The sequence below is a fragment of the Halomonas sp. A020 genome (assembly GCF_027943625.1).
In the GTDB taxonomy this organism is placed as follows: domain Bacteria; phylum Pseudomonadota; class Gammaproteobacteria; order Pseudomonadales; family Halomonadaceae; genus Vreelandella; species Vreelandella piezotolerans.
The window spans coordinates 3,784,993-3,805,678 of sequence record NZ_AP022850.1; the positions used below are offsets into that span (position 1 = coordinate 3,784,993).

The window sequence follows — 20,686 nt, forward strand, 5'->3', positions numbered from 1 at the left end:
ATGCTTGACCACCTGCTCCTATCGCTTAGCCTGCCGCTCTTCATCGGGCTAGTGTTCAGCCTAGCGTTCGAAGCGCTGCTGTCTCCACGGCCTGCTCCTCTCTGGCAGCGCCCGATGGCAGCCAATGTGATCCATCTTGGTAGTTGGCTACTGCTATTTGGGCTTTTCACGCTGCTGCTCCAGCGCCCCTGGTTTGCCGTGGTCTTCGTGCTATCGCTCCAGCTCGTGGTGGTCCAGTCGAGCAATACCAAGTCCAAAACGCTCAACGAACCGTTCATCTGCCACGACTTCGAGTACTTCTGGGACGCCATCCTGCACCCACGGCTTTATGTCCCGTTTTTTGGCATTGGCCTCGCCATCGCGGCCAGCAGCGCGGGGGCCATCGCTATTGGCGGCTTTCTCTATGTGGAGCCGTCGCTGGTTAGCCAGTGGAGCACTGTGCTCTTTTTACAAAGCACCGGACTGCTCGCCGGGCTCGGGGCGGTGCTGGTAGCCGTTGGTTTACGCTCACTCGGCGCCATGTCCCTGCAACCGGTCGAGGACCTACATCGCGTGGGGCTATATGCCAGCCTTTGGGCCTATGGGGTAGCATTGATGCGCTCGTCACCGCCTGCCCCTTCGGCATCCCCCTACGCGGCTGCCAGCCAGCCCAGTGCCGTCGCTTCGCAAGATAGCGCCGAGCGACCCAATGTCGTCCTGGTCCAGAGCGAATCCTTTTTCGATCCGCGCCCATGGTGTCCAGAGGTTGCGCCGACGCTACTGCAACATTTCGATGCCACCTTTACCGAGGCCGTCGAAAAGGGCGAACTGAGCGTGCCGGCCTGGGGGGCCAATACCGTACGCACCGAATGCGCCGTGCTCACGGGGTTGGCACCCAGCACCTGGGGTGCCCGCCAGTTCAACCCCTACCGCACGCTAAGCCGTCACCCGCTACCCAGCGTGGCGAGCGCTTTTCGCGCGCAGGGATACCGCACTATTTGCGTGCACCCCTACCCCGCTACCTTCTACATGCGCGATAACGTCATGCCGCAGTTGGGTTTCGATACGTTCATCGATATCAGCGCGTTTGACAGTAGCGACAAACACGGGCAATACATCGGTGACCAGGCCGTGGCACGAAAGGTTGGACGCCTGCTGAAAGATGACGATAATAGGCCGCTGTTTATTTTCGTGATCACCATGGAAAACCACGGCCCGCTGCATTTGGAGGCGCCTACGCAGGCACGCTTGGCGGCGACCCTACCCAACGCGACTTGGCCGCTTGCAGACCACCTGCGTGAACTCGCCGTCTATTTGCACCACTTAGGTGAAGCTGATCAAATGTTGGCGAACGTTAAAACCGCGCTAAACGAGCGCATGAGGCCTGGCATACTGGGCTGGTATGGCGACCATGTGCCTATACTGCCAGATGCCTACGGGCACTTCATGCCCCCTACGGGCAGCACCCCATACATGATATGGTCGACGCAACCAACGCCGCCCGACCAAACGCCTGCCAAGCAGCCGCCGCAGGACATAGCCGCCAACGAACTTGGCCTTCGGCTATTTAAACAAGTGTTTGGACACGATATAAGTAACGATGTGATCAAGGCAGAACCAGAACCTCAGGAGCAAGAATGACTAAACGTGTGGCCATCATCGGCGCCGCCCATCGTTTCCCCGGCACCACCCCTGAAACGTTCTGGCAAGACCTGCAAGCCGAAAAAGACCTCGTCACCCAAGTGGCCCCAGATCGCTGGAGCCACGACGCCTTCTGGCACCCAGACAAACGCCACCCCGGCACCAGCGTCACCTTCGCAGCGGGCAGCCTGGGCGATATTAGCGGGTTCGACGCAGCGTTTTTCGGCATTTCTCCCCGCGAAGCCGCCAACATGGACCCGCAGCAGCGCATGCTGCTAGAGCTCGCCTGGGAAACCATGGAAAGTGCCGGCATCGTACCCAGCACGCTGCGTGGCAGCCAGTGTGGTGTCTTCGTGGGTGTCGCCAGCCTGGACTACTCGTACCGCTTGGCGGATGACATGGCCGCCATCGATGCCTCTACCGCCACGGGTAACACCTCGAGCATCGCCTCCAACCGTCTCTCTTACGTGTTCGACCTGCACGGCCCCAGCATGTCGCTGGATACCGCGTGCTCGTCCTCGATGGTGGCGTTTCACCAAGCTTGCCAATCCATTCGCAGCGGTGAAACCACGATGGCGCTGGCGGGCGGTATCAGCCTGCACTTGCACCCCTATGGCTTCATCATCTTTTCCAAAGCCAGCATGCTGTCGCCCACCGGACGCTGTCAGGTGTTCGACGAAGCGGGTAATGGCTACGTACGCTCCGAAGGCGCAGGACTTTTCCTGCTCAAAGATTACGACTTAGCCGTCGCCGACGGTGACAACATACTGGCCGTGGTCGCCGGGTCAGCCGTGAATACCGACGGTCATAAATCCGGCCTGACGGTACCCAACCCCAGCGCTCAAACCGACTTGATGCGTCGCGCCTACGAGCAAGCGGGCATCTCCCCCGATGAGATCGACTATTTAGAAGCCCACGGCACCGGCACCGCCGTTGGCGACCCCATCGAAACCCGCGCCATTGGCGAGGCCATTGGCAAGCATCGGCAAACGCCGCTGCCGATTGGTTCGGTAAAAAGTAATGTCGGCCACTTGGAAACCGCCTCGGGCGTGGCGGGGCTTGCCAAAGCGCTTTATAGCCTGCAGCACCGCGAGGTGCCCGCGACCATTGGCATTCGCAAGCTGAATCCGCGCATCAAGTTCGACGAATGGAACTTGAGCGTGGTCACCAAAGCCCAACCGCTGAAACCCAAAGGCCGTTTGGTGATTGGCATCAACTCGTTTGGCTTTGGTGGCGCCAACGCCCACGTCATTTTGGAGAGCGCACCGGAAAAAGCGGAAACGCCTCGCCAAACACCCGCTAACCCGCTGCCCATTCGCCTTAGCGCCCGCAGTGAAGCGGCCCTGACCGACAATGCGCTGGCGCTGGCCAAGCACCTGCAGGTATCCGGGCAGGATTTTTACGATATAGCCCATACGCTTTATCACCACCGTGAGCAACACAGCCACGGCGCGCTCTGCTTTGCCAGCAGCGCTGACGAAGCCGCCACGGCACTGCGCCAGTTTGCCGAAGGAGAGGCCAGCCCCGTCATGACGCTAGAGCGCCTCGCCAATGCCCGAGGCCCGGTGTTCGTCTACGACGGTAACGGCTGCCAGTGGGAAACCATGGGCCATGACCTGCTGGATACCGACGCCGACTTCACGGCCGCCATCGACCGTGTCGACGCTCTGTTCCAGCGCTACGGTCGCTTCTCTCTGCGTGATGAATTAGCAGGCCGCAACCGGTCAGAAGGCGAAGAGAGCCGCTTCGTACGCACCGAAATCGCCCAGCCCGCACTGTTTGCCCTGCAGGTAGCGCTGACCGAGTGGCTAAAAGCGCAAGGCATCACGCCAGCCGCCGTGTTTGGGCACAGCGTAGGCGAGGTAGCGGCCGCGTGGGCATCTGGCGCACTGAGCCTGGAAGACGCGGTCAAAGTGATTTATTACCGCAGTGACTATCAGGGCAAAACTCGCGGCCTAGGGGAAATGACGGCGGTGGCGATGAGTGCCGATGAGATCACTCCTTGGCTCGCCAAGCCCGAATTCGACAAGATCAGTCTGGCGGGCATCAATAGCCCCAAAGGCATTACCCTGGCGGGCGATCGCGACCAGCTCGGCGAGCTGGAAGCTGCGCTGAGTGCCGAAGGCACCTTTGCCAAGCGCCTGCCGCTGGATTACGCCTTCCACAGCCCTGCCATGGATAGCATCCAGTCGGGTGTGGTCGACGCGCTGGCGGACATCGAGCCCCAAGCCACCCAGATCCCCTACGTCTCTACCGTGACCGGGGCGATCAGTGAAGGCACACAACTGGATGCCCACTACTGGTGGCTCAACATCCGCGAGCCGGTGCTCTTCGATAGCGCAGCGACCGCCCTCATCGAGCAGGGTTACAACGTCTTCGTCGAAGTCGGGGCGCACCCGATCTTACGCCGCTATCTCAACGAATCGCTGCGCCAGCAAGAGCGCAGCGGCTTGGTCTTCGGCACCATCGAGCGTCACAAGTCAGGGTTAGAGGGCTTGAACCGCACCACCAGCCAACTGCTGCTCAGTGGCTTGAGCCTCGACAGCCAGCACTTTTTTCCCGTGGAAGGTCAACGCGTGCTGCTGCCACGTTACGCATGGCAGCGCACCCAGCTCTGGGTCCAGGGCACCCACGATGGGCAAGGCCTGCTGGCGCGCTATTACCAGCACCCGTTGCTTGGCTACCCGCTGGCCCAGCAAGAGCACACTTGGGAAAGCCAATTAGACACCAAGCGACAGCCTTGGCTGGCCGACCATGTGGTGGGTGAAGGGGCCGTCTTCCCCGGCGCGGGCTTCGTCGAGCTGGCGCTGGCCGCCGCGCTACACCAGAAAGAGACGCCGGCTCTCGATATCGAAGAGCTGGAGATTCGCGCCCCGCTGCTGCTGGACGGGCCCAATGGCCGTACCATGCGTCTCACCCTCGACCCCGATGATGGACGTCTGGCCATCCACTCCCGAGAGCCCGCCACGGGAAGCGAGTGGCAGCTCAATGCCGTGGCACGCCGGATGCGCGAAAGCCGCGGTTTCCTGCTCAACCGCAGGGCGCCAGCGCTACCCAAACGCGATGCAGACTACACCCTGGACGAGCATCTGCACATGGCCGAACGCATTGGCCTGCACTATGGCCCAGCGTTTCAGGCGATTCAACGCGGCTGGATCGAGGGCGATAGCGTCATTGGAGAAATCGCCCTCTCAGAGGCGGTGACGGCTCAGTTAAACACGCTACACGTGCATCCAGGAATTCTGGATAGCGCTTTCCAAATGTTCATTCCGCTGCTGGCACAGCACAGTGAATTCGCCGCCCAACTCGCCTTCGTACCGGTGCGCGTCGGTCGTATCCAAGTCAATGCCGAGGCAGGCGCGCCCGTGTTGGCGCGTGCGGTCATGGGCAAACGCGCTCCGCACTCTTTCACGGCGGACTTCGAGCTTTACGATGCCCAAGGGCGCGCCGTGGCGGTGCTGAGCCAAACACGCTTCAAGGCCATTCGCCTCAACCGTGCGCACCACCAACACTTTAGCTATTTAGACGTGGAGCTCACGCCCGCTCCGCTGAAAGCCGCCGCGCTACCGCTTCCCGCAGACGCGCTGACGCGCCTGATGGGCTTGAACGATGCTTACACCGCCAGCACTGGCCAGCGCTATGCGCAAGAGGTTGCCCCCCTGCTCGATAGCCTTAGCGAGGCCTTCGTCCAGCAGGCTAATGGCGGCGATGACGACGCATCCCCAGCGCCAGAGACCATTTGGCAGCTCTTGGTACAGGAGTATCCCGACTACTTCGCGCCCATTCACCTCGTCGGCCGCTTGGGCCTGCACCGTGAACCGCTACTCAATGGCCGTGATACGCTGGAAAGCCTGGGCATCACTGCCGAGCATTTGGCCGGCATCAATCGTGTCCTGGTGGGTGAAAGCGGTTGGCAAGTTCTGGCCCATGAGCTAGGTGCGCTGATGGAGGCCTCTCTGGCCACCCTGCCAGATGGCCAACGCCTCAATCTACTGGAAGCAGGCCCCTGCGCGCCCGCGTTGGGCCAGCGCTTGCTGGAACAGCTTGCCCACGGCGCCCCAGGTACGAACGACCGTTATCGCTACCGCGCGCTCACCACGAGCGACACGGCGCGCCACCAGGCGGAACAGCTGCAAGAGCGCTACCCGCTGATGGACATTCAGCCATTAGACGAGGCGCTACCTTCGCTGACAGCCGCGCAAAAGGCACAGCTTGCGTTCGTCAGCGCAGATGTCACCCAACCCGAGCGCACACGCCAACTGATCGACGCCCTGCCCGCACAATTGGCGCCCGGCGCGCAGATCATGGTGATTGGCCTTCATCCGAGCCGTTGGCTGGACGACCTGCTGGCAACGCCGGGCATCGACCAAGCGGCGCTCGAACAGAGCACGCTGATCGAGTGGCTGAGCCACCAGGGGCTGAGCGTTTCCGCGCCTATCGAACTAGAGGAAGCGGGCGCTTACTTGCTGCATGCGCAACACCCAGAGCTTGGTGACACCGACGCGCAGGTAGCCAGCGCGCAGACCCTGGTGGTAGCCGATGCATCACGAGAAGCGCTTGCTGCAGAGCTGGCGGAGCATCTAAGCCACCACACGGGCCACCGCGTATGGCTTCGGATCAGCGACGCAGCGCCGCAAACGCTACTCAATGACGCGCTGGCCGACCTCACCGACACACCTGTAGCACTGAACGTGCTCGATCTGCGTGAGCTAGGCAGCACGTCCACCGAGGCACAAACGCAGCGCTGTTTCGCCGCGCAGCAGTGGTCGTTGGCGCTGGAAGCGAGCGGCCTGGACGCGCAAGGCTGCCATGTGACCTTATGGCTGACCACTCAAGGCTACCAGCGTGCCGACGACGCCGCGCTATGGGGCTTTGGCCGCTCGCTGGCCAACGAGGCCGTGGGCCACAGCGTCACCCTCGTTGACTTGCCAGATGCCCCCAGTGCGTCTGCGCTCGCCACCTTCGCGGCCTCTATCGCGGAACCGGATAGCGAAAACGAGCTGGTGATGACGCAAGAAGGCACCCGCCTTGCCACGCGCCTGCGTACCCTGCCTGCGCCGCACCCGCATACCGCCAGCAACCCCGCACCGCGCCAAGCCATGACGCTCGGCTTCGCCCTGCCCGGCCAATTGCGCCAGCTGCAGTGGCGGCCTCGCCAGTTGCCCGAGCTTGGCGCTGACGACGTCGAGGTACGCGTCAAAGCGACCGGCCTCAACTTCCGCGATGTCATGTATACCCTGGGCTTGCTGTCGGATGAAGCCATCGAAAACGGCTTTGCTGGCCCCACCCTCGGCCTCGAATTTTCCGGTGAAGTGGTGGCCGTGGGCAGCAACGTTCACCACCTAACACCCGGCCAAGGCGTCGTAGGGTTTGGTCCCGCCAGCTTCAGCGACCGCCTGATGGCCAGCCAGCACGCTGTGGCGCCCCTGCCGGAAGGCGTCAGCTACGCCGCTGCCGCCACCATCCCGACGACCTTTTTTACCGTGTACTACGCGCTAAAACACTTGGCACGTTTAGAACCCGGCGAAAAAGTGCTGATTCACGGCGCTGCTGGCGGTGTGGGCATTGCCGCGCTACAAATCGCCCAGTGGATGGGGGCCGAGATTTACGCCACGGTGGGCTCGGAAGAGAAGCGTGATTTCCTCCGCCTAATGGGCGAAGAGCGCCTGTACGACTCCCGCTCGCTCACCTTCGCGGAAGAGATCCTCGAAGACACCCAGGGTGAGGGCGTCGATGTCGTCCTCAACTCCCTGGCCGGTGAAGCCATCAACCAGAACCTGCGCGCTTTACGCCCGTTCGGTCGCTTCCTGGAGCTTGGCAAGCGCGACTTCTACGAAAATACCCATATCGGTCTACGGCCGTTCCGCAACAACCTGAGCTACTTCGGCATCGACTCCGACCAGCTGATGAAAGTGCAGCCGGCCCTCACACAGCGCCTGTTCGGCGAAATGATGGCACTGTTCAACGACGGCACGCTGAGCCCGCTGCCGTTTACCGCCTTCAGCCACAGCCAAGTCATCGATGCCTTCCGCTACATGCAGCAGGCGCGCCAGATCGGCAAGGTCGTCGTCACCTACGAGCAGCCCATTGCCCCGCCGCGCCAGGAGCAGCTAGGCACCGCCAACATGCAGCTACCCAGCGATGCCAGCTACCTGGTGACCGGCGGCCTGGGTGGCTTTGGCCTAAAAACCGCACAATGGCTGGTCGATAAGGGCGCACGCGAGCTGATTCTACTCAGCCGCAGCGGCCCGGCCAGTGAAGAAGCGCAAACAGCCGTGGCTGACTTCGAAGCGCAAGGTGTGAACGTGCTGGCGGCGGCGTGTGACATTACCGACCGCGATGCCCTGGCACAGGTGTTCGAGCGCGCCAAACGCGAGCTCAGTCCGCTGCGCGGTATCGTGCATGCCGCCACGGTCATCGATGACGGTCTGATTCGCAACCTGGATGCCGAGCGGATTCAAAACGTGCTGTCACCGAAGATCGACGGTGCCAAGCACTTAGAGGCGCTAACGGCCAACGACACCCTCGACTTCTTCGTGCTCTACTCATCGGCCACTACCCTGTTCGGCAACCCTGGCCAAGCCAACTATGTGGCTGCGAACCACTGGCTCGAAGCATTCGCGGCCCGCCGTCGCGCCCAAGGTCTACCGGCCACCTGCGTGCGTTGGGGCGCCATCGACGACGTTGGCTTCTTGGCGCGCAACACCCGCACCCGCGACGCACTGCAAGAGCGCCTGGGCGGCTCGGCACTACGCTCAGACGACGCCCTCAAGGTGCTCGAACAAATGCTGCTGACGCCTGGGCCAAGCCTGGGTGTGTTAGAGCTCGAGTGGGGTGCGCTGGCGCGCTTCCTGCCCACCTCCAGCGTGCCGCGCTTCGATGAGGTTGCCCGCGCCAGCGACGACGACGGTAGCCTGGATAGCGACGACGACATCAGTGCCCTGCTGGCAGATCTCTCGCCCGAAGAGCTGCACAGCACGATCACCGAGCTGCTGCGCGCCGAACTGGCCAGCATTCTGCTGATCGATGAAGAAAAAATCGACGTGAATCGCTCGGTCTACGACATGGGCTTCGATTCGCTCATGGGGGTCGAGTTAATGACGGCCATCGAGAACCGTTTAGGCGTCCAAGTACCGGTGATGGTGCTCAGCGAAGCGTCGACGCTCGACAAGCTCGCGGGCGTGCTGATTCAGAAACTGCACCAGCACGATGAGGATGTTGAAGAGTCGCCACAAGATGCGTTAGCCTCTCTGGCCGCCCGCCACGGTGCGGATGGCATCAACAGCGAGCCCGCATCCTCCCCTGCGACCGAGACACCATGACCGCCAAGCGTTCTGAGTTAAAACGCCAGCTTCTGGAAAAAGCGCGCCAGCGCCCCACCGCCAGAGCCGCCGCTCCCTCTGCCCCCAGCGCCCAAGGCGCGGGGGCAGCCCGTTCCGTGCCCGAGCGCTTTACGCGCTTCGATGCGCACCCAGGCTATCAGCAGCTCATGATGATGCGCCAAGGCGCTGAGCAGCTCGGCCTGGAGGTGCCCTTCTTCAAGGTACATGAGGGCCTGGCGGGGGCCACGAGCGTGATGGATGGCCGCACCTGCATCAACTTTGCCAGCTACAACTACTTGGGTTACTCCGGCGACCCCCGTGTGGTGCAAGCCGCTAGCGAGGCAGCCGCTCATTACGGGACGTCCGTCTCGGCGAGCCGCGTCGTTTCTGGGGAACGCCCTATCCACGGCGAGCTCGAACGCGCCATTGCCAGCGCTTACGCCGTTGAAGACGCCGTCGCGTTCGTCAGCGGCCACGCAACCAACGTCTCCACGTTGGGCTATCTGCTCGGCCCAAAAGACCTCATCCTACACGACGAGTACATCCACAATAGCTCGTTGGTGGGCGCGCAGCTCTCGGGCGCCAAACGCATGTCGTTTAGCCACAACGACCCGGACGCTTTGGAGGCATTGCTTGTCCAACACCGCCATCAGTTCGAGCGCGTCCTGGTCGTGATCGAAGGGCTTTACAGCATGGACGGCGACATCCCCGACCTGCCGCGCTTCATTGCCCTCAAACAGCGCCATCAAGCCTGGCTCATGGTGGATGAAGCCCACTCCTTCGGCGTGATGGGCAAAACCGGCTTGGGCCTGCGTGAACACTTTGCCATCGACCCCACCGATGTCGATATCTGGATGGGCACCATGAGCAAAACGCTCTCCGGCTGCGGTGGCTACATTGCGGGTAGCACCGCGTTAGTCGAGACGCTGCGCTACTTCGCACCGGGCTTTTTGTACAGCGTCGGTATGCCCGCCCAAGTGGCCGCACCTTCGCTCAAAGTGTTGGAGCTGATGCCCCAAGAACCCGAGCGCGTCGCCAAACTGCAGGCCATCTCTCGCTACTTCCTCGAGCAAGCCCAAGCCCGAGGCATGGATACCGGCCACAGCAGCGGCTCCGCCGTGGTTCCCGTCATCGTTGGCAGCTCGCCACTGGCAGCGCACCTCTCCAACGCACTGCTCGCGCGAGACATCAACGTACAGCCCATCCTGTACCCCGCCGTGCCGGAAAAAAGCGCCCGCCTGCGCTTCTTCCTCTCATGCGAACACACCCAAGCGCACATCGACGAGACGCTAGAGGTACTGGAGAAGCTGTTAGCCGAAGGGATGTGAGTGGTGGTGAGTGGTGAGTGGTGAGTGGTGAGTGGTGAGTGGTGAATGGTGAATGGTGAATGGTGAATGGTGAATGGTGAATGCCAATACTGTAGCGCGGCGTAACGAAAGAGCGAGAGCAACGAGCGATAGAGGCACCCGCGGGGGCGGCGATAGCCGCCTGGAAGGTGGCACGTTAACCTGAAGAACCACCTGGGCAATAGGGGTAGCAACATATGGCAGAAGAAACCATCGAGACCAGCACTGCCCACTGGTACGTCATTCAATGCAAAGGCAGCGAATCCTTCCGCGCCGCCGAACACCTCGTCAATCAAGGCTATGAGGTGTTCCACCCGGTCCTCGATGTCAAACGCAAACGGCAAGGCAAGCTCACTACCGTCACCGAGCCGCTGTTTCCCTACTATCTATTCATCCGTTTAGACCAGGTCGTCAGCAACTGGCGGCCCATCCGCTCTACGCGTGGCGTCCTGCGCCTGCTCACCTTTGGCAACACGCCCATCGCCGTACCCGACGCCCTCGTCGACACCCTGCGTGCCCAGCCCCATCGCCAAGAAGGCAGCCACAGTTACTTCACCGCTGGCGAAAAAGTCACCATCACCGACGGCCCCTTCAAAGACCTAGAAGCCATCTTCACCCGCTGCAAAGGTGAAGAACGCGCCATCGTATTGCTCAACGTTCTCCAACGCCCACAACATGTTGAACTTTCTGTAGAGAGTTTAGAGAAGCGGTGAATTGTGAGTGGTGAGTGGTGAGTGGTGAGTGGTGAGTGGTGAGTGGTGAGTGGTGAGTGGTGAGTGGCAATATCGTAGTCGGGCTACGAATATCCCCACACGATAAAGGAGGGATTCAGGGGCTCGGCAGGGTTGGCGTAGCTAAGCGGCTGTCCTTCCAAGGTCTCTATTCGACCACCTGCATAACGCACGACGGCATGGGCGGCAGCGGTATCCCAGAGGCTGGTGGGGCCTAACCGTGGGTACACATCGGCTTTACCTTCCGCAATCAGACAACTTTTCAGCGAGCTTCCCATGGGCTGAATCTCATAAGCGCCCAGCGTCTCCAACCAAGCGGACAAGGCGGGGCTTGCATGGGAGCGGCTGCCCAGTACCCGCCATGCGCTTCCTGGTGAAGGTTTGCCGGCCACTTGAATTACATGGCGCTGTCCATCAGCGTCGATTCTAAAAGCCCCCATACCGTCTGCAGCGATATAGGCGACTCCCAGCGCAGGCGCCGTGACAACCCCCAAAATAGGCGCACCGTGTTCAATCAGCGCAATATTCACCGTAAACTCATCATTACGCTTGATGAACTCTTTGGTGCCATCCAGCGGGTCGACCAGCCAATAGCGGCCCTCTTTCCCCACGCCTGAAAAGCCCTCTATATCTTCTTCCGACAAGATCGGCAGCGTCGTCGATAGCGCCTCCAACCCGCGCCGTATCACTTGATGCGCCACTCGATCCGCTTCTGTGAGCGGGCTGTTATCTTCTTTAACCGTGACATCAAACTCACGAGCATACACGGTCATAATGGCGCGATCAGCGTCCTTGGCAATGGCCAACACCTGTTCGAGTAATTCCCGCATACTCCCCCCAGATAGTAAAAAACCGCCCATAGGACGGTTTTCAAACACTTAGTGTTCAACAGCTCGTCAAACGTCGTATCCCGCTTCCCGGGCGAGCGTGGTGTTGGCTTGCAGCCAGCCTTCGATGTGCCCGCAATCAAAGGTGCGGCCATGCATGCGGAACGCCTGCACGGTTTGACCTTCTTGCATCAAGCGGTCGATGGCATCGGTTAGCTGGATTTCATTACCCGCACCCGGCGGCTGATCGCGCAGCAGCTCCATGATGCGGTACGGCAGCACATAGCGGCCAATGACAGAAAGTCGCGATGGCGCGTCTTCCGGCTTGGGCTTTTCCACCACGCCACGCATGGTGGCGCTCTCACCCGCGGCTGGCTCATCGCAGTCGACAATGCCGTAACGGTAAACGTCTTCTTGCGGCACCGCTTCTACCATGATTTGCGACGCATCGTTCGCATTCCAACGCTCAACCATACTACCCAAATCACACACGTTGCTGCCTACCTGCGGCTTGACAAGTACGTCCGGCAGAATCACCGCGAAGGGCTCATCTTGATCTAACAGGTGTGCGGCACAGAAAATAGCATGACCCAGCCCTTTGGCGTTGGGCTGACGAACGCTAGTCACTTTCAGCTTTTTAGGCGAAATGGCCGAAAGGGTTTCCAGCAGCGCATCTTTACCCTTGCTGGCCAGCGAGTGCTCGAGTTCAAAGTGAGCATCGAAGTGATCTTCAATGGCCGATTTTCCGGCACGCGTGACCAAAATGATTTCGTTGATACCCGACGCCAGCGCTTCTTCCACTACGTGCTGGATAAGGGGGCGATCCACCACCGGCACCATCTCTTTAGGAATCGCCTTGCTGATCGGGAGCAAACGCGTACCAAAACCGGCTACCGGAATAATCGCTTTGCGTACTTGAGTCATTTACCACTTCCTTTTTCATTACATTGCTGACGCCACTCACTCACTTTACGCAGCAGCTGAGCAGTACCGGGATCTTCTACATTCTGATGTTCAATCGGCTGGCCCGCCAGGGTTTGATATAAGCTATTCGCTAACTGCTTACCCAATTCTACGCCAGGTTGATCAAAAGGATTGATATTCCATAATACAGACTGAACAAACACTTTATGTTCATACAGCGCCAACAGCGCGCCTATCGACCAAGCATTCAGCGATTTAAGCAGTATAACGGAGTTAGGCTGATTGCCTCGATATCCTTGGGCCATATAGCCACGCAACGCAGGGGGTATGGCATCATCCCCTAGCGCAAAAAGCTGCGATTGTGCCAAGCAATTCGCCAGCGTTAGTGCTTCCTGCTCTTGCAGCGCGGTATTTGCATTGTCAAACGCGCTAGCGGATCGCTCTGCCACTGCAACAAAATCAGCGCTGACGGTATGGCCGCCCTGATGTAGTAACTGATAAAAAGCATGCTGTGCGTTTGGTCCAACATCGCCCCACAAAATAGGACACGTCGCATGATTGATGGAGCGGCCATCTAGGCCAACGCTTTTCCCGTTCGATTCCATCTCTAGCTGCTGCAAGTAAGCAGCCAGACACTTCAAGCGACCATCGTAAGGCAGTACGGCATGCGTCGGGATATTCAAAAACTGACAATTCCAAGCACCCAGTAGCGCCATGATCACAGGTAGATTCGCTTCTAATGGCGTGGCCGTGAAATGCTGGTCCATGGCATGCGCGCCAGCCAAAAGAGCATCAAAGTGCTCTACCCCAAGCTGCATAGCCACACTCACACCAATCGGAGACCATAACGAAAACCGGCCGCCAATCCACTCTTTGAATGCCAATTGATGCGCTTCAGGGATGCCAAATTCGGTCATTTTATCGGGTTTAGATGACACTCCGAGCAACTGATAGCGGCGAATGGTTGCTTCTTCGACTTCAAGCGCATCACTAAGCCACAATAGCGCGGTACGGACATTAAATTGCGTATCGGCCGTAGTGAAAGATTTTGACGCCAGTACCAGCAAGGTTGTCGCTGGGTTAAGCGTTTCCATCAAGGGCAACAGTTGCGATCCATCCATCGTCGAAACATAGTGCACCCCCACTTTGGTACGGCTGGGGCGGTCTGCCAGTGCCTCACTCACCAATTTGGGGCCTAAATCAGAGCCTCCTACACCGATGTGCACAATATCAGTGATAGCTTGCCCAGTCGCTCCAAACCACTCGCCTTGGTGAACTCGCTGAACCAAACTCGCCATTTTGGCGTGCTGCTTTTGACAAAATGCCGCTGCAGCTTCCATCCCCTCGGGCGCTGCTTTGTTGGCTGGCCAGCGAGCGGCCATGTGCAACGCGGGCCGTTTTTCAGAAGGGTTAACCTCAGTACCACCGAAAAATGCCTGGCGTTTCGATTCCAGCCCACAGCTGTGAGCCCACTCCACCAACAAAGCAAGCGTTTCAGAGGTGACACGCTGTTTGCTGGCATCAACATGTAGGGGGCCAAAGGTGAATGCAAGAGACTCCGCCCGACGCTGTGCGGACTCCGTCGTACCTAGCAAATCACTGAGCGATTGAGCCTGCAGGCGCTCAGCATGAGCGACCAGAGCATTAACGGGTGTATAAACACGCTGAGTAGGAGCTGATAACGGTGTGTACATATGTCTTCCTTGATATTTGACAGGCGATGCCACCTATATTTACTAAGCAAGCGTCACGCCAGCCCATATCTCTCCAATGTTAATCATATAACTTACAACATCATGAAAAGCGCACGACTCCACCAGACTCCATTTAACCTAGGAGCGCACGCGCTACGCGAGCCTATCTTGAATCACTCACTGCCCTGTCAACACGCTCGACAACAGCGTGGTGGCACTTTCAATCAGCTCGTCGAGATGTTGCGGCCCTTTGAAGCTTTCCGCGTACACTTTGTAGAGCGATTCCGTGCCGCTGGGGCGGGCGGCGAACCAACCGTTTTCGGTGGTGACTTTCAAACCACCGATGGCGGCTTGGTTCCCCGGCGCTTTTACCAATATGGCGGTGATCGGGTCGCCTGCCAACGTGGTATCGGTGATGCTCTCGGCGGTGAGTTTTTTGAATGCAGCTTTCTCTTCCGCGCTGCAGGCGGTATCGACCCGCTTGTAGAACGGCTCGCCAAAGCGCTCGGTGAGGGTTTGGTAATACTCACTGGGCGTTTTACCGGTCACGGCCATGATTTCAGCAGCCAGCAAACACAGCACGATACCGTCTTTATCGGTAGACCACGCCTCGCCGTCTTGGGTGAGCAGGCTTGCGCCAGCGCTCTCCTCGCCGCCAAACGCAAGCCAGCCTTCGTGCAGGCCATCCACAAACCACTTAAAACCGACCGGTACTTCAAACAGCTCGCGGTTGTGCGACGCCACTACACGGTCAATCATGGAAGAAGAGACCAGCGTTTTACCAATTTTCAGCGAATCGCTCCACTGCGGGCGATGGCTAATCAGGTAATCCACACACACCGCTAAAAAGTGGTTTGGGTTCATCAGCCCGTTGGCATCCACAATGCCGTGGCGGTCGGCGTCCGGGTCGTTGCCAAAGGCGATATCGAAGCGGTCTTTAATCTTCAGCAGATTCGCCATGGCATCCGCGCTGGAGCAGTCCATGCGGATCTTGCCATCGTGATCGGGCGGCATAAATCCGAAGCTGGCATCAAGAGTGGTGTTCACGACTTCCAGGTTCAGGCCAAAATGCTCACCAATCGCCTGCCACACGGGCAGCGCCGTGCCGCCCATGGGGTCTACGCCCAGCGTTAAGTTGGCTTTTTGAATCGCCGCCATATCAACCACGTGACCCAACTGCGCTACATAGTGCGCGGTGAAGTCATACTCTTGGGCGTGGGCAAGCGCCTCTTCCAACGGCACTAACGCAATATCGCTTAGCTGACGCAGCAAATAAGCGTTGGCGCGTAGCTCAATCCATTGGGTGGCTTCGGTATCGGCGGGGCCGCCGTGGTAAGGGTTGTACTTAATACCGCCATCTTCCGGCGGGTTATGGCTAGGCGTGATAATCAAGCCGTCAGCTTTCATGGCAGGCATGGCGTGGCGTTGCTGCGCGTTGTGCTGCAAGATTGCGTGGCTGACCAAGGGAGTCGCGGTGTAGCCGTGGCCTTTTTCTACCATCACCGGCACTTTATTCGCCGCCAGCACCCGCAGCGCGCACTCCCAGGCGGGGCGTGATAGCGCATGGGTATCCACGCCTAAAAACAGCGGGCCTTGGTAGTCTTCCTCTTTACGATAATCTACCACCGCCTGGGTAATGGCGATAATGTGCGCTTCGTTAAACGTGCGTTCGGTGGCGCGCCCACGGTGGCCGGACGTGCCAAACGCAACCCGCTCTTTTGCCACATTGGCATCTGGAGTTTGGTCAAAAAAAGCCTGTATAACGGCATCCATTCTATTACTCCCTTAAAATCAAAAGCCTGACGCTTAACGCTGACGCGCCTGCCAAAAATCGACCGCATGTTGAGGTGCACCTACGCGCAGCGCATCGGCAGCTGCTTGTTGCGCCATGTTAGCAGTCGCCTCAGGATTATTAAGCAATTGTTGCAGCGCGGCTCGCCACTCATCGGGGGTATCCCCCACCAGCAATCCATTTTCACCGTGTTGCACCACCTCTGTGTAAGGGTAGCGTTTCGAGTAGATACCCACGCCACCCATCGCTGCGATGTCTAAGAACTTAATAAACGACTTCCCTTCGTTGAAGGGAGTTTGCAATAACGGTGCCAAGCCGATATGGACCCGTCGGCGCGCCTGATAATGGCGAAACACCGACCAAGGCAAGGGGTCAGGCGCCGATAGATTAGGCAATGAGGCTAGTGCCGGAGGCGTATGTTTACCCAGCATTACCTCACACTGACTATCCTGGCGTGCGTTGAGCAATGCCCTAAGGGCAGGCGTAATGTGAAGAAGATCCTGTAAGTGCGCGCGGGTGCCATGAAAACCAATCTGCCACGGTGAGTGCACCGAAGGTGGTGCATCAAAATGTTTCAGAGTGGGGAGCGGCGCGATTAACGGTGGTGTTAATACTGATACATTGGGATGCCTAGCTGAAAAGCGTGCAGCCAGTGCATCGCTACAGGCCACCACTTCATCGCACAGGGCTAGCAAGTCGGGCTGCCGTTTTGCGATACCCGCCATACGCTGGCGGTACGCCGCAGGCAGCGTGACATCGTCAGCCGCGGCCACAATATCGTCATCAATTAAATACACCACATAACCGAAGTCACGGCGATGGCGGGCCAACCAGCGCAGCCAACTAAAGGGCAACGACCGGCAGAGCAAAAGATTCGCACCCGCAAAACGGCGCAGTAACGATGGGCCGTGAAACCTTGCCGCTGCGAAAAAACGCGCAGCCACTACCCGTTCAACCTGAACGCCCTTCTCGCGCAGTGCCGGTACAGCGGATTCGAGGAAGTAAATATCCTCGGTAGGCTTAGCGCCATCGCTGAGCACGAGCCATCTGCTTGGCTGGTTCACAAGCGCCCCTCAATATAACCCATCATCTCTTGCGCTTGTGATGTTGTGCGAAACTGCTCGTTTTGCACGACACCTAGCCAAAAGCTAATAATCGCAAACCCTAACCGTAGATCACGCTGTTTAGGCAAGTAATCCAATGCCTGTCGAAATGGCAGGCCACGCAAAAAACACGCCTCATCATAGCCCACTGGCAATGCCCCCCAGCGGTCCCAGTCAATTAAAGCCAGCGCCCCTTCAGTGTCATCCACCAGCACATTACCTGCGTGTAAATCGCCATGGGAAAGCACCGTAGGCAGCCGCTGAACTAGGCGGCGCATGGAGACTATCTGCCGGACATAAGCGATATCCAGTGTGGCAAGCGCTTGACGTAACACCTGGCGCTGCAGCTGTTGCCAGTAGGGTTGCTGTGTATTCTCACGCTTTAAGGTACCGCCAGGTATGGCATGCAACGTTGCTAGCAGCTGAATGACCTGCTGCCGAGCGCTGTCTGATAGCTGTGACGCTGCCGAATACGATGCACCGTCTACATAACGGTATATCAAATAGTCATTTGGTAATGGCGTAGTGGATGGCGGTATCAACCCAGGCGCGGGCAATGCATGGGGCTCTATTACCTGCCGATAAAACGCCTTGATATCAGCAATATGGGCGGGCGTGCCTGCTAGCTTGACCAGCATATCGGGCTGGTTATTACCCCGTAGCGCCACGGCGGTAAGTTCAGCACTGCGCTTAAAAAACGGCTTGAAATGGCTGGCACCAAATGCTTTTAAAAGCGCTTCTAATGGTGCAAAAGCGGGCCGTTGGGCTGCTGAAACAGGCAACCAAGCACTAGCCCCTACACGCTGCGGGCTGCCCGGCAACGGTTGGCAATCCACACCGGCTACCTCCACCATGTCGCCCAAAGCCAAACGCAGTGGCACATTAAAGCCCACCGGTTTTTCAATCCCTAAGGCAGCTTGCACATCGCGCCGTTCCACATGACAAAAGGCGGAAAAATAGGGCATACCATTCACGCGGATGCTCACCGCCGGGGAAGAAGCACACCAACCCCGCACCCCGTCGGCACTAACCCGATCAAGCGCCCCCTGCACAGCATTAACGGAGCGAAAAATCTTCATGCACCAGCGTCAAATTAGGGTTATAGGCAGGGTCACTATCTAACAGCTCGCCCCAGGTTTTACGCATGTATGCGTACTCACTCAGCCAACGCGCCCGCTTTTCAGGGGTGTCATCCGCCCCGCGAGAAATAGACTCATGGTGATAAAGCGCCGCATAAGGGGTCCAAACGTTGCGGTACCCCGCCTCGCGCACCTTAATACATAAATCTACATCGTTGTAAGCAACGGCTAAATCCTGCTCATTCAGCCCGCTCACCTCATCGAACACCTCTTTACGAAGCAGTAGGCAAGCAGCCGTCACCGCCGAGAGGTTTTGAGTGACCTTCAAGCGCCCCATGTAACCATCGTCATCGCGCTGGAAGAAACGGTGAGCGTGACCGGCTAACCCGCCAAGCCCAAGAATCACACCGCCATGCTGCACGGTATCATTGGGGTAATAGAGCTTCGCCCCCACACAGCCCACCTCGGGGCGAGACACCTGCTCCACCATTTCCGTTAGCCACGTACCTTCGGTGGGTTCCACATCATTGTTGATCAAGCCGATAATGCTGCCTTTGGCATTGGCGGCACCAAAGTTATTAATCGTGGAGTAGTTGAAGGGCGCATCCCACAACAGCACCTTCACGCGGGAATCCCGCGCGGCGACTTCTTTCAAATAGGCCAGGGTTTCCGGGCAGGTGCTCTGGTTATCCAGAATCAGCAATTCAAAGTGGGTGTAGTCCGTGCGATCCAAAATAGCGTCTACGCAGGGCTTTAAAATATTCACGCCATCTCGAGTGGGCACCAGCAGGCTGACTAACGGCTCAGGCGATGGCATCGGCCAGCGCACTCGCTGAGTGCCCGGCAACAGCCCTTCACTTACCTGCGCTTGGGTGTGCACGCTATTGAGGTGTTGCTGCACCAGCGGCACATAAGAAAGCGAGACCGTTTCTGGGTGGCCGTGATAGGCCACGTGTGGCACATGTGCCACCCATTCAGGGCTAAAATCAGCACGACGAACAACGCTGAGCACCTGCGCATAATCTAACCAATCGGCATGGTCGCTGTGTTCGCCACACTGTTGAGCGGATAAACGCGGAATAATGGCGTGCTGATAGCACACCGCACGCCCTGTATAGGGCATAGAGAGCAGTAAGTCTGGGTTCCAGTCGGGCTTAAAGCGCGGTGAGTGGCGTATTCCATGCTCATCTAATGCATCTTCATCGGCGATAAGCAGCTTCGCTTGGGGGTTACCTTCAGCAATCTTAGCCGCATAGTAGATGGCTGCCGTGGCCAAGCGATCCCCTGGCCGCAAATACCACACCCAGGCATGTTCGCAGTAAGTGAGCGCCTCAACGCGTTGGCTGGCCAGGGTCGTTGCTTCGCTCTCTACTACCACCAAGCCAGCAAGTTCCCGCTGCCACTCTTCCAGCCAATGCTGCAGGGCTTCGCGCCGGTTGGGGGATAATAAAAGCACGACTTGATGCGCCGCCAACGACTGTTCAGCCACACTCGCCAAACTCTCGCCCAGCTGAGCTTTGAACTGCGCCAAGGGCAGTGTTTCAAGGGTACTGCTCAGCAGCAGCACGCTGCACTCGAAACGCTGAAGATGACGCTGTTTAGCCACATCGTGTTCGCTGGGCGCACGGCGGCGTTCGATTAAGCGTATCCATTTTTGATAATGGCGCTTAATCGACATACTGATCAGCGTGGTTTCATAATCTTCAAGCGCAATCTGCTGCCACTTCCGGCCTTGCTTGGCTGCTTGCTGCTTGAGGCTTTGCATGACCTCGGGCAGCGGTAAATCCCGGTAGTGGTCGTGAATATTGGCAAGCCGCTGAAGCATGCGGTTATACGCAAAGGGTGGGGTAAGCCACACAAACCGCAACTGGCGCAGCATAAAGCGCCCAGCAGACCCCATAGGCATCAATGTTGCACGCTTTACCCCCCAAGGCACATACACAATGCGCTTGGTCACTTTACCGTGACGAATAGGAAACTCGTAGGAGACCGTAGCGCGAGACGACTCAAACGTGACCGTCGCCGCAGAACCGGCGATGCTGGGCTCTGCCTCTATCTCGATCATATTCCAGCCGGGCCAAGGCAGCGCCCCCTGCATATTCAGTAGGGGGGTTTCGCCATGACTCACCCACTCCCCGCCCTTACCAGCCTCTATTTGCTGTATAGGCGCAAAGTGAGCGGGACTGCGTTGGTGCAAAGGCCATGCAGACTTGAGCTGGTCAGTCATCAATTTCATTAAACAAACGTC

The 20,686-nt window shown here is 58.6% G+C and carries 11 protein-coding genes; 4 read left to right on the forward strand and 7 right to left on the reverse strand.

What is annotated here, in order from left to right; translation table 11 throughout:
* From FRH_RS17900 to rfaH, 4 genes are all read left to right on the forward strand, one after another.
* Positions 1-1,620, forward strand: a complete 1,620-nt coding sequence (locus tag FRH_RS17900) for an LTA synthase family protein (RefSeq protein ID WP_281997412.1) — start codon at positions 1-3, stop codon at positions 1,618-1,620.
* The gene (locus FRH_RS17905) at positions 1,617-8,942 is read left to right on the forward strand and encodes a type I polyketide synthase (protein WP_281997413.1); all 7,326 of its coding nucleotides are present in this window, start codon (positions 1,617-1,619) and stop codon (positions 8,940-8,942) included. The genes FRH_RS17900 and FRH_RS17905 overlap by 4 nt, the downstream gene beginning before the upstream one ends.
* Positions 8,939-10,270 (forward strand): aminotransferase class I/II-fold pyridoxal phosphate-dependent enzyme, encoded by a 1,332-nt coding sequence (locus FRH_RS17910; protein ID WP_281997414.1) that lies wholly within the window; start codon positions 8,939-8,941, stop codon positions 10,268-10,270. The genes FRH_RS17905 and FRH_RS17910 overlap by 4 nt, the downstream gene beginning before the upstream one ends.
* Before the next feature lie 215 nt (positions 10,271-10,485).
* On the forward strand, positions 10,486-11,001 hold the full coding sequence (rfaH, locus tag FRH_RS17915) for a transcription/translation regulatory transformer protein RfaH (protein ID WP_281997415.1): 516 nt from the start codon (positions 10,486-10,488) through the stop codon (positions 10,999-11,001).
* An 83-nt stretch (positions 11,002-11,084) separates the two neighbouring features.
* Here the strand turns inward: rfaH and cysQ are convergent, their stop codons facing one another.
* From cysQ to FRH_RS17950, 7 genes are all read right to left on the reverse strand, one after another.
* Complete coding sequence (gene cysQ / locus FRH_RS17920) at positions 11,085-11,849, reverse strand: 3'(2'),5'-bisphosphate nucleotidase CysQ (RefSeq protein WP_281997416.1); 765 nt, start codon at positions 11,847-11,849, stop codon at positions 11,085-11,087.
* Between the two features lie 66 nt (positions 11,850-11,915).
* Entirely contained in the window at positions 11,916-12,770 is an 855-nt protein-coding gene (locus tag FRH_RS17925; RefSeq protein WP_281997417.1) for a UTP--glucose-1-phosphate uridylyltransferase, read from the reverse strand.
* On the reverse strand, positions 12,767-14,464 hold the full coding sequence (pgi, locus tag FRH_RS17930; RefSeq protein ID WP_281997418.1) for a glucose-6-phosphate isomerase: 1,698 nt from the start codon (positions 14,462-14,464) through the stop codon (positions 12,767-12,769). Before pgi ends, FRH_RS17925 begins: the two co-directional genes overlap by 4 nt.
* Before the next feature lie 177 nt (positions 14,465-14,641).
* Positions 14,642-16,237, reverse strand: coding sequence for a phosphoglucomutase (alpha-D-glucose-1,6-bisphosphate-dependent) (gene pgm / locus FRH_RS17935; protein WP_281997419.1), 1,596 nt, complete (start codon positions 16,235-16,237; stop codon positions 14,642-14,644).
* A 33-nt stretch (positions 16,238-16,270) separates the two neighbouring features.
* A complete protein-coding gene (locus FRH_RS17940; RefSeq protein WP_281997420.1) occupies positions 16,271-17,320 on the reverse strand; it encodes a glycosyltransferase in 1,050 nt (349 codons plus the stop codon).
* Positions 17,317-18,438: an aminoglycoside phosphotransferase family protein gene (locus FRH_RS17945; RefSeq protein WP_281997421.1), complete on the reverse strand. Its 1,122-nt coding sequence runs from the start codon at positions 18,436-18,438 to the stop codon at positions 17,317-17,319. Before FRH_RS17945 ends, FRH_RS17940 begins: the two co-directional genes overlap by 4 nt.
* Positions 18,416-20,674, reverse strand: a complete 2,259-nt coding sequence (locus FRH_RS17950; protein WP_281997422.1) for a glycosyltransferase family 2 protein — start codon at positions 20,672-20,674, stop codon at positions 18,416-18,418. Before FRH_RS17950 ends, FRH_RS17945 begins: the two co-directional genes overlap by 23 nt.
* Positions 20,675-20,686: the final 12 nt, after the last annotated feature.